Origin of the sequence: Terriglobus tenax (genome assembly GCF_025685395.1) — a bacterium.
In the GTDB taxonomy this organism is placed as follows: domain Bacteria; phylum Acidobacteriota; class Terriglobia; order Terriglobales; family Acidobacteriaceae; genus Terriglobus; species Terriglobus tenax.
Window position 1 is genome coordinate 999,249 of sequence record NZ_JAGSYA010000003.1, and the last position, 14,202, is coordinate 1,013,450.

The 14,202-nt window shown below is 56.0% G+C and carries 12 protein-coding genes; 5 read left to right on the forward strand and 7 right to left on the reverse strand.

The window, feature by feature from the left end:
• Window positions 1–55: 55 nt before the first annotated feature.
• The 3 genes from OHL13_RS04235 to OHL13_RS04245 all read right to left on the reverse strand — a co-directional run bounded on the left by OHL13_RS04235 (window position 56) and on the right by OHL13_RS04245 (window position 4,369).
• Entirely contained in the window at window positions 56–1,720 is a 1,665-nt protein-coding gene (locus OHL13_RS04235; RefSeq protein WP_263408863.1) for a TolC family protein, read from the reverse strand.
• A 22-nt stretch (window positions 1,721–1,742) separates the two neighbouring features.
• A complete protein-coding gene (locus OHL13_RS04240; RefSeq protein ID WP_263408864.1) occupies window positions 1,743–3,230 on the reverse strand; it encodes a multicopper oxidase family protein in 1,488 nt (495 codons plus the stop codon).
• Window positions 3,231–3,985: 755 nt separating this feature from the next.
• Window positions 3,986–4,369, reverse strand: a complete 384-nt coding sequence (locus tag OHL13_RS04245) for a winged helix-turn-helix transcriptional regulator (protein ID WP_263408865.1) — start codon at window positions 4,367–4,369, stop codon at window positions 3,986–3,988.
• 153 nt (window positions 4,370–4,522) lie between these two features.
• On the opposite strand from OHL13_RS04245, the gene OHL13_RS04250 reads away from it, so the two are divergent.
• The 3 genes from OHL13_RS04250 (at window position 4,523) to OHL13_RS04260 (ending at window position 6,509) form a co-directional block, all read left to right on the forward strand.
• Window positions 4,523–5,173: a DsbA family protein gene (locus OHL13_RS04250; protein ID WP_263408866.1), complete on the forward strand. Its 651-nt coding sequence runs from the start codon at window positions 4,523–4,525 to the stop codon at window positions 5,171–5,173.
• A 65-nt stretch (window positions 5,174–5,238) separates the two neighbouring features.
• Complete coding sequence (locus OHL13_RS04255) at window positions 5,239–6,114, forward strand: MBL fold metallo-hydrolase (protein WP_263408867.1); 876 nt, start codon at window positions 5,239–5,241, stop codon at window positions 6,112–6,114.
• A 2-nt stretch (window positions 6,115–6,116) separates the two neighbouring features.
• The gene (locus tag OHL13_RS04260) at window positions 6,117–6,509 is read left to right on the forward strand and encodes a nuclear transport factor 2 family protein (protein WP_263408868.1); all 393 of its coding nucleotides are present in this window, start codon (window positions 6,117–6,119) and stop codon (window positions 6,507–6,509) included.
• A gap of 108 nt (window positions 6,510–6,617) precedes the next feature.
• Here OHL13_RS04260 and OHL13_RS04265 read toward each other — a convergent pair whose 3' ends face one another.
• The 3 genes from OHL13_RS04265 to OHL13_RS04275 all read right to left on the reverse strand — a co-directional run bounded on the left by OHL13_RS04265 (window position 6,618) and on the right by OHL13_RS04275 (window position 9,357).
• Entirely contained in the window at window positions 6,618–7,670 is a 1,053-nt protein-coding gene (locus tag OHL13_RS04265; RefSeq protein ID WP_263408869.1) for a quinone oxidoreductase family protein, read from the reverse strand.
• 9 nt (window positions 7,671–7,679) lie between these two features.
• Window positions 7,680–8,213 carry an Rrf2 family transcriptional regulator gene (locus OHL13_RS04270; RefSeq protein WP_317889898.1) on the reverse strand — a complete coding sequence of 178 codons (534 nt, stop codon included), beginning with the start codon at window positions 8,211–8,213 and terminating at the stop codon, window positions 7,680–7,682.
• Between the two features lie 517 nt (window positions 8,214–8,730).
• Window positions 8,731–9,357, reverse strand: a complete 627-nt coding sequence (locus OHL13_RS04275; protein WP_263408870.1) for a hypothetical protein — start codon at window positions 9,355–9,357, stop codon at window positions 8,731–8,733.
• A 144-nt stretch (window positions 9,358–9,501) separates the two neighbouring features.
• Here OHL13_RS04275 and OHL13_RS04280 point away from each other — a divergent pair, with 144 nt between their 5' ends.
• A complete protein-coding gene (locus OHL13_RS04280) occupies window positions 9,502–10,053 on the forward strand; it encodes a superinfection exclusion B family protein (RefSeq protein WP_263408871.1) in 552 nt (183 codons plus the stop codon).
• Here OHL13_RS04280 and OHL13_RS04285 read toward each other — a convergent pair.
• On the reverse strand, window positions 10,050–10,925 hold the full coding sequence (locus OHL13_RS04285) for a site-specific integrase (protein ID WP_263408872.1): 876 nt from the start codon (window positions 10,923–10,925) through the stop codon (window positions 10,050–10,052). The genes OHL13_RS04280 and OHL13_RS04285 overlap by 4 nt on opposite strands.
• 54 nt (window positions 10,926–10,979) lie before the next feature.
• Between OHL13_RS04285 and OHL13_RS04290 the strand changes: the two genes are divergently transcribed.
• Window positions 10,980–13,889: a tetratricopeptide repeat protein gene (locus OHL13_RS04290; protein WP_263408873.1), complete on the forward strand. Its 2,910-nt coding sequence runs from the start codon at window positions 10,980–10,982 to the stop codon at window positions 13,887–13,889.
• The last annotated feature ends 313 nt before the right edge of the window (window positions 13,890–14,202 follow it).

The following is a 14,202-nucleotide window of genomic DNA, read 5'->3' on the forward strand; positions in this document are numbered from 1 at the left end:
AAGAGAGCAGCGACAAACGCCAGGATCGCAACGATTCCAAGGACAGACCGGCGCCTCATTCCGCCCCCCCGCCGGATCCAGGTAAGTTGATCGAGGTGTTGGAGGTGCCGCGGGACTGGGGCTGATTCAACCCGCCCGTGAGCGCAAAGTTCTGGAGTGCAATCGCGCTCTGCCACGTCTCATGAAGGGACTGCAGATAGCTCACTTGAAGCTGAAACAGAGTTCTTTGTGAGACAAGAACCTGTGGGTAGGCTTGAGCCATGTTCTCGTACTTCGTGAGATAGAGCTCATAGGCTCTCTGAGCGCGAGGGATGAGTTGGTTTCTAAATCGTTCTGACTCGAAGCGCGCCGTCTCGTAGGACTGAGCAAGCGGTGCGGCTTCGCGTTGCAGATTGAGTTGTGTTCGTTGGACGTCTTGACGGGCGCGTTCCACTTCGACGCCGGCAGCGCGCTTGTTCCCTTGATTGCGATTCCAAAGCGGAATGTTCATCGCAGCGGTCGCAAAACTCTGCGCCCCTGTGGGTCGATTTGGGTTATCGCTGACCAGTTGTCCGTTGTACTGTTCGCCTACTTTCAGTTGAAGATCCGGGATCGACTCGCGCCGAGCGTTCTTCAATCGCGCCTCCGCAACGGTTACCTCCTGCTGGGCGCGGCGCACCTCGGGACTGTTCGCAACCAGCATGGTGACTTGCTGTTCAGCATCGATGATGGGAGGGTGTTCGAGATCGCCTTCGAGCGGCGAAACCACCATGTCTTTCTGACCGGCCAGCGCCGCGAGCATCCGGTACTCCTGCAAGAATGCTCTCTGGGCCCTAACGAAATCGACTTTGGCCTGTTCCGATTCAACTTCCGTTTGAAGGATGTCCGGTGCGTCGGCTTGGCCCACGTTCGCGAGCTGATGGACGGTCTCCACCGCATCAAGCGTCAGGCCGAGCAATCGTCGCCTGACATTCACGAGGGCCTGGGCTGTGAGCGCAGAGTAGAAAGCCTGGGTCACATCGCTGTGCACGCGAAGAGTCTGCTCCTCGACGTTGATTTCATCCGAGCGTTTTTGTTGCTCATAGATATCGCGGCGAAGAGCCAGTTTTCCTCCAAGGACGACCGTCTGCTGGACGAATCCTCCGCTCTGGCCTCCTCCGTAACTACCGCCACGGATCTGTTCTCCCTGATACCCCACGGTCGGGTTGGGGTAGAGTCCAGCCTGCGTTGCTTGAGCGGCGGAACGTCGGACAAGCGAGGTCGCTTGTGCGATCGTAGGGTTCGTTCTGTCTGCCATCCCCAGAAAATCCGCCAGAGATTTCGCCGGACGACCAGCTACATCCTTCAGGAGCTCAGGGGCCGGATGATTGCTTCCGGTCCTGCGCGAAGGATCTTCCGGTTCCTGAAGCGTCATCGTTGAATGTGTGACCGAAGGCTTCACAGGAGCTTGTGCATCGGAATCATCCATATGCATACCCGGCATAGGCTCCATCTGCATCCCGTTCATCTTGTCCATCGGTGCATTCTTGTCGTGAGCATGATCATGGTCTTTCATGTCCATCCCGGACATGTCCTCCGTCTTGGGAGCCGTCTCCGTGGTCTTCTTGGCCGGCGTCCCATGCTGGTGGGGTGGGGTTACGGGCTTCTGTTGTGCCGGCATCGGCATACCCGGCATCGTTGGATCTTGAGCGGCCGCGCCCGTCGCTATCAACAAGGCAGCGGCAAGAACTAAAGTCTTCATCGTGAATCTCCTCTGGATTGGCTTAGGCGCGGGTAAGGATGGAGGAATAGGGATCGTTCGGGCGATTGGCCTGCTTCATCCGCGCGATGACCTCGTCGTACTCATCCGGTGGCAATACGCGAACGAAGTTCATCATGCCTTGCATGAATTGGCTCCATCCCGGCTTCAGACCATAGTTCTCTGGTCGATCCACCCTCTTGTCCATCGCCATCATCGGCCCCTCCATGTACGCGTCTTGAGGGAAGTTCGGAACGTCGTTGGCATTCGGCGCGATATCAGGTTTCATGTCGCCCATGTCCATTCCGGACATCTCACCCGGGGTATGCTGCATGCCTTTCGTTGCCGCCTGCGCCTTGGCCTCCGAGAGGGGACCGTTCGTCGTAGCCGTCTCAGAGGTTCCACCGACCCCCATGCCACGACCAAGGATGGGTCCATAGTCCTCGCCCAAAGGCGCACCGGGTGCGCCTTGAAGCATCCCCATACCGGTATTCATTCCCCCACCCGCAGGCATTCCCGACATGCGGGTCATCCTTCCAACAGTCGAGGACATTTGGTTCATCATGTGGTGGGGGAGATGGCAATGCAGCATCCAATCACCGGGGTTGTTTGCAACGAACTCAACTGTCCGGCTCTGCGCTACGCCGACCAGAACGGTATTGCCCGGCCACCATGCAACCTCTGGGATCCTTCCGCCTTCTGTGCCGGTCGTATAGAAGGTGTGACCATGGATATGCATCGGGTGATGATCCATGCCGAGATTTACGAATCGGACCCGCACTCGATCGCCCAGGCGAACGATGAGAGGAGTCGCCGCTGGCCCGGCTTTGCCATTCAAAAGCAGCCAGTTATATTCCATGCTCATCGTGTTGGGAACGCTGTTGTTGGGGAGAACGGCGTACTCCTGCAAGTTGATTGCAAAGTCCTTTTCGCAATGCGGTTGGTACGGCTCCTTTGGGTGCATGATGAAGATCCCGAGCATCCCGGCCATCTCTTGCATCGCCATGTGAGCGTGATAAAAATAGGTGCCCTCTTGGTGGATGTTGAACTCATACACGAAACGTCCACCTGGCTTGACGGGCGGTTGACTGATTCCGGGTTGACCGTCGTACTGGATACGGTCTTCGAATCCGTGCCAGTGCAATGAGGTCGGTTCAGGCAGTTGGTTGTCGAAGATCACGCGAACACGGTCTCCCTGTGTCACCTGAATCGTCGGACCCGGCGCTGAGCCGTTAAAGCCCCAGGCGTAGATCTTCTTGTCGGGGGAGATTTGTTGTTCCACCACTTGTGCGATCAAGTGGAAGACTTTGACATCGCCGTCCATCGTGTACGGCAAGTCTCCAATGTCCGGCGTTACGACGGGAATATTGAAGGCCGTGCGAGCATCACGCGTGCGATGTTGTCTCAGCTTTTCCGCAGCGCTTTGCGTGACCTTAGCTTGCAACGTTTCCGTGGCAAATAGCCCTGCGGTGATACCGAGGGCACTTTGAAGAAATGAGCGACGATTCGACATGGACAACTCCTGGGACAGTGGGGGCTTGATAGGGGCGCACTGGCACAGGACGTCTCAGAGGTGCTTTCGCCCGCAAACGATCGCGGGTGCGCACACGCAGTGACATAATCCGGCCAGGACGAAATACGTCTGACAGGCGGGAAATGCCGAACTAGATGCGGAGGGAGGTAATTGAGGAAGGAGGGGAACTTGGAGGCGACCGGTACGCGAGAGTGCTCGACACGAATGTGTCCAACCGCTCTACCTTTGTCAAAAGAACAGTCGCAATCACATAGACGTGATCGAGGCGAACTGCCGGATCAGTGTTGGCAGCCGCTTCATCATGGCTGCACACGACATGAGGGCAAGTGGAATTGACCTTCATGTGTGCCAGGTCGTCTTTCCCGCCCTGCTCGTCTTCGCTATCTGTCATGCCAACGCAATCGCTGGACATAGAAGCAGTGTCGAATGATGTTGACTGAGACGGAGCGATACGGGAAGAGTCGTGAGATGAAAGAGCCTTGGCATCGCACTTGGCCGCACAAAGCGATGAGGCACACGTCATCAGCATCAAGATCATTGTGAAAAATGACGTCGCTGTTTTCATCTGCCGCACGTTTTCACTTTACTCCTACTGTGTGAATATGCAAGCAGTTTGCGCTTGAAGTAATCGGATGGATAGATTCGCTCAGTCCCGCCGTGACCCAGATGACATTGAAGGGCCACCACAGAGAAGAGAGACGTAGGAAGTGCGGTCGGTGCTTCCGCGATCCCGGTCAATCCGTTGATGCAGCCCGATAGGCTTTTCGGGCCGATTGAATCGAAACGTGATTTTGCTCGGCCCATCCGATGAGGACCCGCATTGGTTTGAGGAAAGACTCACCTAACGGGGTCAAGGCATAGTCGACTCGAGGTGGGATCACCGCAAAGGGTGTCCGCGACACGAGCCCGTCTTCCTCAAGGCGTTTCAAGGTTCGCGACAGCATCTGCTGGGACACGTCGCCGATCTCCTGTCTTAGTTCGTTGAAGCGCATCGTCCCCTTGGATAACGCACCGAGCGCCAATAGGCTCCATTGATCGCCGATGCGGTCAAGTACGTCACGGATGGGGCAAGCCTCTCCCTTTGCCATGTCCTGTTGCTGAGTGAAGTCGTCTTTCAATTTGCTTCTTATCTCCTTTGTTTCACCAAAGGTCACATCGATGTGACTTAGGAAGACTCAACAGACTTCTTGTGGAATGTCGTTCAATGGGTAATAGTCTTACATGAATTACAAGACCACCTACGAATTTCGGACTAAGTAGAAATTCTGATATTGCAGACCGACATGCCAGAGAAATCCATCACCTATCTCTTCGATCCGCTTTGTGGTTGGTGCTACGGCGCGTCCTCCGCGCTCCACGCATTGAGGGATGCAGGCGTCTCCATCGCACTCAATCCGACTGGGCTGTTTGCTGGAGCGAATGCACGAGCTGTGGACGCCACCTTCGCTGCCTTCGCCTGGAGCCAAGACCAGCGGATCGCGGAGTTATCCGGACAGAGCTTCACGCAAGCGTACCGGGATCAAGTCCTCGGTGCCGCGAATACCCGGCTCGATTCGAGCGCCGCTACACTTGCGCTGACGGCTATCTCCCAGGACGAGCCTGATCGCGAACTGGACGCCCTCAGCCTCATTCAGTCTGCTCGTTACCGCGAGGGAAGAGACATCATCCAGGCAGCAAGCCTGTCACAGATTCTGGCGGAGGCAGGCTTCGTCCGAGCGGCGGAGCAATTGGCGACACCAACTCCAGCGCTCCAGATAGCCAACCAGGAGCGGATCGCCCGTGGTCGAGCTTTATTGGTTTCGGTCGGCGCACGAGGGGTTCCCACCCTGGTTGTTACCGATAGGGATGGGGTTCGCGTTGTTGGAGCGGATGTTCTTTTTGGAGGAGTGGACCGGCTCCTGCCCCAACTCGAAATGGCCTAACGCCGGAACCAGAAGCCTGCCCTCACTGGAGGAGATTCCACATCGATGCGACAAGGAGAGAAAACATGAAACCGACGCTTGCTGTTGGAGCAATGGACCCCGCTCCGTCCGGGATTGCCAACGTTGCCGTCACACCCCTGACATGGAAACATTTTCCTGCAGGGCCGAATGGATTCTTTCGCGCACCAGTGCTCGTGACTGGTCCGACCGAAGCTCTGCTGATCGACGGTGGTTTCACCCTGCCCGACGGCCGTACGGTCGCGGAGGCAATGAAAGCCACAGGGAAACGACTGACGACGATCTATGTCAGCCAGAGTGACCCCGACTACTATTTCAGCTTGCAATCAATCAAGGATGCCTTCCCGGAGGCACGTGTGATCGCGGCGTCGGAGACTGTGTCCGCCATACGCGCGAGCGTGGAGAAGAAGCTTGCCACCTGGGGGCCGCAGCTCAAGGAGAACGGCCCCCAGACGCTCGGCGACGTTGTGATCCCCGACACCTTTGACGGCAAGACGCTCACAGTCGATGGACAGACGATCGAGATCGTGGACGCCGCCGGACTTACCAATCGCCGCTTTCTCTGGGTTCCTTCACTCCATGCCGTCTTCGGCGGTGTGCTGATCTTCGCAGGCGTACATGTCTGGACTGCTGATACCGCAACCAAGGAACAGCGCGCGGCCTGGATCGCCAACCTTGATGCGATCACCGCACGCAAGCCTCTGATTATCGTGCCTGGCCATATGGTGTCGGATGCCGCAACCAATCTGGCCGGCGTCGAGCACACCAAGGGCTATCTCATCGCCTTCGAGGAGGAGTTGGCCAAAGCCAAAGATTCGACCGCGCTCATCGCGGCGATGAAAGCCCGCTACCCCGGCCTCGGGATGGAGGTGGCTCTCGACATCGGGGCGAAGGTGGCTACGGGCGAAATGAAGTGGGGCTGATCATGGGCGCTCATCTCGACCTCATCCGTTCCACCTACGACGGCTCTTCTGAAGAAAACGGTCGCAATCTCCTGGCGGCGCTTGCTCCCGATGCTGAGTGGACGGAAGCCGAAGGCTTTCCGTACGCCGGCACCTATGTGGGCGCAGAAGCGATTCTTGCCGGCGTCTTTCATCGTCTGGGCACCGAGTGGGTCGGCTACCGTGCAGAGGTTCACACCTACCTGGAAGACGGCGACCGAGTCGCCGCCTTCGGAGTCTACTCCGGAACCTACAAAGCCACCGGGCAATCCATGCGTGCGGCATTCGCGCATCTCTGGGAACTGCGAGACGGCAAGATTACGCGCATGACGCAGTATGTCGATACCGTGATGGTGCGAAAGGCACTCGGCTATTAAACGTATTCATTGAGGTGGGTTTGAAGCGCGGCGGCGTCGCAGCGCTTGCTGCCGAACGATTGAATGCCGACCGCTCCAGAAGAAGATGCGGTCGGCACGTTGTGACGTCTATGGGATCAGCACGACTTTTCCTGTGGTCTTGCGTTCTCCGAAGAGAGTGTGGACCTTGGCCGCATCTGCCAGTGGGTAGTTCGTGATCTCGATCTTGAGGGTCCCGTCGGCGAAGAACTTGAAGAGATCACCCAGCGCGCGAGGGATATGTTGGAGGCTGGCTCCAAGGTTGTAGCCACGCAAGGTGATGTTCTCCTCAATCATTCTGCCAATAGCTTCGGGAGGAAGCGGCTTGCCGGCAGATCGGGCGCCGAAGACAATCCAATGGCCGAACGTACTGAGAAGGGAGAACGCTTCGGTGGAGGGGTCGCCAATGGAGTCGAGATAGACCTGTACGCCCTGACTTCCCACAGCCTCGCGCACCGAAGCAGCCCATTGAGCGTCGTTGTAGTCCACGACAAAATCTGCGCCGAGCTGCTTCACGGTGCCGAACTTTGACTTCGAAGCAAGGCCAATGACCGTCGCGCCTTTTGCTTTCGCCAGCTGAACCGCGATACTTCCCAGACCTCCCGCGGCAGCCGAGATCAGGACGGCGTCGCCCGCTTTGACTTTGGTTTCTTCAAGAAGCATGTATGCTGTGAGGCCCTGGACCAGGAGTGCAGCCACATTCGCGGGATCGAGTCCGGGAGGAAGAGGAATCGTTGCTGCGGCAGGAATCACAATATGAGTGGCATATCCTCCGCCCTCCATCGTGATTGCGGCAACGGAATCGCCTTCCTTGAAGCCCTCCACGCCATTGCCAACGCTCTTGACCACACCGACGATCTCAAACCCTGGAGAAAACGGGGCTGCGGGTATTTGCGGATAGAAGCCGGAGCGAGCCGCCAGATCCAGATAGTTGACGCCTGCGGCCTTCACTTCGACCAACAGCATTCCGTCGCCTGGGGTAGGGGTTTGTGTCTCAAGAAGCGTGAGGACCTCTGGCCCACCGAACTTTGTAGCTTGGATATATTTCACGTTTGTTTTCTCCTGTTTCAAACCCGGCAGAACCGAGTTGGACGATTCATGTATGTACGTATGTAGAGTACATACGTACATATTGCGATGCAAAAAAATGCATTAGCAGCCGTTCCAGGGAATCGTGAATTTGCCGAGCCGCGCCACTTCCTGTGCGATATCGGCAACGGTTACTGAGGCAAGTTGACGTTCAAGAGCCGCAGTCGCCTGGTCCAAGGAAGGCCGAATGGCTGCCTGAATGTTCTTTCCGACGACACAGGATTCGTTCGGGCCCTGCCGGTGAAAAGCAAAGACTTCGGAGTCTTCGACCGCGCGGTAGACATCGAGTAGACGGATTTTCTCAGCGGGCTTTGCGAGTAAGGCTCCTCCACCTGTTCCCATCTGCGAGGTCGTCAGGCCTGCTTCCTGGAGTCGGGAAAGCAAGGATCGGATAAAGGCAGCGTTGGTGTTGACACTGAAGGCCAAGTCCTCCGAGCGCATAGGTCCCCCTCCCGTTACCGCCAAGGATGCCAAGACGTGAATGGCCAGAACGAAACGCGTACTCGTGGGCAACGGGCACCTCTCAAAGTGTGTACATGTATATATTACACACTGGACGCGGCGCATCTTCCCTGGAAAAAGCATCGGCAAACTCATTCCCAAAACGTGGCGGAGACGACCGATAGAGGAGGCGAAAACGATACAAAAATGGATTAGAGAAGTGCCTTACCGCTCCGGAATGGTTCCAACCTGCGAGGGCACAAAACCGACACAGAGAGGGCACAGAATTCAACAGCTTACGCGGTTTACAAGGATTTAGGGGGCGGCCAGGGCCTTGTAAGTCGTTTTATTTCATAAAGTTAGGCTCTTCACACGGTGGAAGTCGTAGGTTCGAATCCTGCTGTGCCCACCATCAAATCAACAACTTAGCTTGTGAATCTGGGAACACGGTGAAAAGCGTGGGAACAGATGGGAACACTAGCGGCACACTTGTGCGGCAATGAGGTCTTGGGCCTCTCGCTTTGCCGGTGTAGGCAAACGGGCTGCCCTGTTCGGCCCGGCGAACGACGAACTTGGGGAAGTCGCCGAACGCGACCGGATTGCGGGCCGCGAACGTGCCGTCAGCATCGACGGAGTCCATATCGTTGTTCAAGACGATTGGGTAGGCGCGTGGCTAAACGGGCATTTGAGGGGGAAATGAGATACCGAGGCCTTTCCGAGCGGCGTCGATAATCGGGTCTAGTTTTAGCTCTACGTCGGCAACAACTTCGCCATAGTCCCTTGTAGACAGTGTCGCGGCGCGGGAAAAGGCATCGGCAACGGACTTGCGATATTCCATCGTAGCGACGCTCAGGGGGTACATGCCGAGAAACTGGCAGCGCACCTGTTCATGCTCCAAAGTATCGATTTCAGACCATAGGGCGTTATTTGCCTCTAACTTCTTTTCCTGGAAAACTGCGATATCTTCCCCTGTGCTTTTGGCGAGTGCTCGAACAACGGCGTCGAATTGCATCAACCTGTGGTTGATCGCATGAACTGTTTCTATTATTTGGAACGCAACATCGCGCTTCATCTCCCACAGCCGCTGTCTATTCCAGACGTCATCTGAGATCCGTGCCTCAATGGCTTTGGTAGCTTCCGTGGTGGCCCTCACCTGGTCAACTAGGATCGCTATGTCTTCGTGAGTCGCGAGGTCTTCACCCTTTTTCTTCATATACGAAGAGAGGTAGCCGCGTACAAAAAGCCGATCTACGATCACTCCAAGTAGGAAGAGAGCTACAGCAAACAATGTCTCAAGCATGGTTCAAATGATTGTAGGACGGGAGACGCGATGCTGGCACGATGAGTTCCTCACTATGCGAGATCCATTGAGGCTTTATCATCTCTACGAATCTGGAGTCGAGAATATTTTTGCCGCGCATATATGACAGAAGGACAACCCGAAATGCCTACCTGGATAACAACACTGTGGAACTGGCTCACCGGCAAACTATCGTTAGTCGCTCTTGCCATGTGGATTTTTCTTCTCGCGCTGCTACTCACGACGCTGCCAGCCCATTACCTTCAAGTGCTCCAAATAGATGCGCTTGTGCATCTATACCGTCCTTGGATATCGGGGGCATTGCTGCTTACTCTGACGCTGCTTATTGTCATCGGTGTGCGCAGTCTATCAGCATGGATAAAGGGCAAATGGCATGACAAAAAACATCTCCGAGAAATGAAAGCGCACCTCACCGCTTTGCCTCCCGATCAGCAATACATACTTGCGACCTATTTCCACAGAAAGTTCAATTCGCAAAAATGGAGCATAGAGGACGGGGCTGTTCTCGAATTACAGGCTCGTGGGTTTATCTATCAATCGAGCCGGTTGGGTAATTTCGCGGAAGGTTGGGCGTTCAACTTATCGAGGAAGGGTGCTGAACTACTACGAAACCCGGAGTATCGAAATCTGTGGGGTGAAGAAGCTCCATTGCCGCGCAGTTGGTGGGCACGCTAGGATGCTCGTATTCGGAACGTGCCTTCCGGTGGTTGGTATTCGAGTCCGATGAGGGTAGGTGCTCCAATCCGTCCGCGTGGGAACAATAAGAAAATGATCTGGGAACAATCTGGGAACAATAAGAATTCCCTGGTGTTCCTTTTCAAGGATTTAGCGGGTGTGGTGTTGCTCGTAAGTCGTTGAAAATGCGTGAATCGCAGATTTCGCACGGTGGAAGTCGTAGGTTCGAATCCTGCTGTGCCCACCAATCCTTTCAACAACTTAGGCGGCGTGACGGTCGAGGCATTTGCAGCTTTTTGTGGCAAATCGTCGGAAGACCGATCTTCTCCTCCTTTCATCAGCATTGCGTACACCGATCCGACCATCTCCTGCACGCTCTCAGGCAGTTCCTGCATGTACTCGTGGGCCGTCGTGTCCGGCCTTGAGTGTCTGAGATGCGTCTGGATGTCTTTCACCGATCCCATCTTCTGGGCCTGGGTCGCCATCGTCCGTCGCATCACCTGGAAGTTCAGCTTCGGAACGCCCAAGGCTTCCGCCAGCGGCTTTAAGACCCGGAAACGGTAGTTGTCCGCGTCCATGAATCCGCCATCCGCGTTCGGGAAGATGAACTCGTCCGGAGAGGCCTTTCGGTGTTCCGGTTTCGTGCAACCAACCTTCTTGCAGGAGGTCTTCTTGCACTCCATCTTCCAGAGCAACAGCTCCTCGGCGAGGCCGTCCGGCAGATGGACCTTAGTGAGGCTACCGGGAGTCTTGCCAAACGGCCTGAGGGTTCTCCGGTAGACAGTTTCGGTGAGGGTTAGCGTGTTCTGGTCGTCGAAGGATCGCCACCTCAGAGCGAATAGCTCGCTCGGCCGGAGCGCCTCCGTCACCATCGTAGCGTCAGATGCAGATGCCTCGTCTGCGATGATGCCACCGGCCCTCCACTTTTGGGGTCAAAGGTACACTGGATTTGCCAATATTCCATTTCTTCGTGGAATGGGGAGTCCTCGATTCGAGTTGGTTTTCATTCTTACGAGCTAGACCTCGAGAGCGGAGAGCTCTGGAAGGAAGGCTCGCTGGTCCGACTGCCTCCGCAGCCTGCAAAGGTCCTGTGCCTTTTAGTAGAGCAAGCGGGCGAACTCGTGACTCGTGAAGAAATTCAGAAAAGACTTTGGCTGAGTGAGACCTTCGTCGACTTCGATCAAGGGTTGAACTACTGTATCCGTCAGATCCGCGTGGCGCTTGAGGACAGCGCAGATCAACCGAAGTTTATCGCGACCTCTCCCAGGCGAGGCTATCGGTTCATTGCCGAAGTAGGCGAAGTTTCGAACTCGCGTCGTCCGCCTCTCGTACCTCGTGTTGCCCCATCCACACCTGAGAGTCCAAAGACCGAAGACGTGCAGCCGCAGATCTTGGCTGAAGAGCCCCAAAGATGGCTAGGGAAACTACAAGGCATTTATGTGGTTGCAGGGATAATCAGCATCCTGATTCTGGGAGGACTGATCTACCAAGCTGGATGGCACAGAAATGTGATCCGGGCTGTCGTGTCGGCAGGTGGCGTCAGCACTCCCCGGAGAGCGTCTGGGATTTCCCCACGGACTTCGGTGGCCGTGCTGCGCTTTGCCAATCTCGATGGGAAGCAGGAAGATGCGTGGCTCTCGACGGCCTTGTCGGAGATGCTGTCCACAGAGCTGTCAGAAGGTGGGAAACTGCGCCTGGTTTCCGGTGAAGAAATTGCTCGCGCCCAGCCCCCAATCCAACTGTCCGAGAGCCTCTCCATCAATACACTGAGCAGCCTACGCCGGCAGCTTGGAGCGGACCTGATCGTCCTGGGCTCTTATGCCGTTCTCCCACAAAGCGGCGGGAAGAAGATTCGTCTCGACCTGCGCCTCGAGAATGCTCAAAATGGGCAAACCTTGGCGGCGCTTGTCCAAATCGGGGATGAGGCTGAACTGTTCGACTTGATTTCGAGCGCCGGAACCAAGCTGCGACACATACTCGGCGCAGGAGCCCTCTCACCACTTCAAGAAGCCAGTTTTGATCGTTCGTTCCCATCTGACGCGGATGCGAGGCGGCTTTACGCGGTGGGGCTGGATCACTTGAGGCATTTCGACGCCTTAGGCGCCCAGGTGCCATTCGAGCAGGTTATTGAGCTTGAGCCACGATTTGCTCCTGCACATTCATCGCTGGCTTCCGTATGGTCGGCCCTTGGATATGATCTCAGGGCCAAGGAAGAAGCGAAGAAGGCGACGGACTTGGCTTCAGGCCTTTCACGAGAAGAACAGCTCTCGATTGAGGCGCAATATTACGAGATGACACTAGATCGCCCGAAGGCGGTGGAAGCCCTGCGGGCGCTTGTATCGTTCTTCCCGGACGATATCGATTACGGGATTCGCCTGGCGAATGTACAGTCCCAGGCGGATCAAAATCGAGATGCATTGGCCACCCTGGCGAGGCTCCGTACATTGCCTGAGCCGCTCGGCAACAGCCCAAGGCTGGACATACTTGAGGCGCAGATTTTGAACCATCAGGGAGATTTCAAAAAGGCCCTGAATCTGTCGGAGGACGCTGTTCGAAAAAGCAAGGCCATAGATGCCCGGTTCATGCTTGCCCAGGGGCTGATGACGAAGGCGGCAACGCTGGAGCGTTTGAGCTCTTTCGATGCGGCCCTTGTAACAGCCAGCGAAGCCAAGCAGGTGGCAACCGACGCGGCCTTCTATCGAGGAGTTGCCATTTCCTTGTTGACGAGCGGAGGTGCTCTCAATGGCAAGGGGGACTACGACACAGCAAGACAGCGGCTTGAAAGTGCGCTCTCTATATTTAGAGAGATCGGCGACAAGAAAAACCAGGGGCTGGCGCTGGAACAAATCGGGAACAGCTTCCACGACCAGGGAAAGTTCGCTGAGAGCCAAAGCGAATATCTTCGGGCGATCGAGATATATCGCGAAATCCAGTGGCCCAACGGCATTTCGAGCGCTACCGGAAACCTTGCCAACACCCTTGATGCGCTCGGTGATCTCAAAGGCTCTCTCAAGATGCACCAGGAGACCCTGCAAGCTCTCGAGCAAATTGGGAACAAACGAGCCATTGCTTCGGAAATCAATAATATTGCCTTTGTTCAGCAAGAGATCGGTGATCTACCGGCGGCGGCAGAAGGACATCGGAAAGCCCTTGAATTGCATCGGCAGACCGGACATCAACGAGGCGAAATGTATGCCCTGGGCGGACTAGGAGATGTGCTCCTCCTGCAGGGGAACCTCGACGCCGCCAGAAAACAATATGAAGCAGCGCGAGCTATCGGTGAAAAGACAAAGGAAGATGACAATGTTGCCCTGTTCGATATTGAGCTGGCGACAGTCGATCTACTCGAGCAGCGCGTACCGGAGGCGGAAGCACGCGTCCGCCACTCGTTAGCCCAGTTCCAGAAGAGCAACGATCCGGAAGGAAGCGCCGAGGGGTATGCCGTCCTGGTCGGCGTTCTGTTGGCCGAGAAGAAAATCGCCGCAGCCAGCGATGCAGGAAAACAGGCAGCGACCTGCTCGGGACAGATTACCTCACTGCCACCACAGTTCGAGGTGGAGCTTGCCCTTGCCGATATCGAAGTGGCTGCAGGGAAAAAAGACGCTGCCCGGGGGAGACTCATCGGGCTGTTGGAGCGAGCTCGCCGAGGCGGCTACATGCAGTATGTATTGGAAGCACGACGCGAATTGATTGGTCTCGAGACCGGGAAATCGCGTAACAGTCATCTTTCCGACTTGTCTGACGAAGCCAGACAGCAGGGCTTTGGTCTCGTTCTGGCTGAAATCGCGACGATGCCGGATCTAGGATCTGGTAGTCGCGACGCTGCAAAGCGCTGATTCTAAGCAACGTCAGTTCACTCATAAAAAACTCATCGGTTCTCACTTGACGGCAAATGGCTTTCGGGCCGACTTGCGGGCAAGATCAACCCGTCTCTGAATGGAATTCCATGTTTGATCCTCTTCAGTGCGGGGTTCACGCTCACATGGCTCTGAGAATCAGATGGATTCGTCTTCTGGCCATTCTGATTGGCGTGCTCGTGGTGCTGGCGGTAGCTTGCTTTGCCGCCCCGCTCACTTCGTCACGACCAATCGGAGATTGGTGAGGGAGCGAACTTGCGGCTTCGGTTGCGACCGGGGCCGCGGGATTTAG

What these genes read in the sequence shown, in the direction of transcription:
- OHL13_RS04240 (WP_263408864.1), bottom strand. Translation starts at nt 3,230, where the DNA reads ATGTCGAATCGTCGCTCATTTCTTCAAAGTGCCCTCGGTATCACCGCA.
- OHL13_RS04235 (WP_263408863.1), bottom strand. Translation starts at nt 1,720, where the DNA reads ATGAAGACTTTAGTTCTTGCCGCTGCCTTGTTGATAGCGACGGGCGCG.
- OHL13_RS04260 (WP_263408868.1), top strand. Translation starts at nt 6,117, where the DNA reads ATGGGCGCTCATCTCGACCTCATCCGTTCCACCTACGACGGCTCTTCT.
- OHL13_RS04285 (WP_263408872.1), bottom strand. Translation starts at nt 10,925, where the DNA reads ATGGTGACGGAGGCGCTCCGGCCGAGCGAGCTATTCGCTCTGAGGTGG.
- OHL13_RS04255 (WP_263408867.1), top strand. Translation starts at nt 5,239, where the DNA reads ATGAAACCGACGCTTGCTGTTGGAGCAATGGACCCCGCTCCGTCCGGG.
- OHL13_RS04270 (WP_317889898.1), bottom strand. Translation starts at nt 8,213, where the DNA reads ATGAGTTTGCCGATGCTTTTTCCAGGGAAGATGCGCCGCGTCCAGTGT.
- OHL13_RS04275 (WP_263408870.1), bottom strand. Translation starts at nt 9,357, where the DNA reads ATGCTTGAGACATTGTTTGCTGTAGCTCTCTTCCTACTTGGAGTGATC.
- OHL13_RS04280 (WP_263408871.1), top strand. Translation starts at nt 9,502, where the DNA reads ATGCCTACCTGGATAACAACACTGTGGAACTGGCTCACCGGCAAACTA.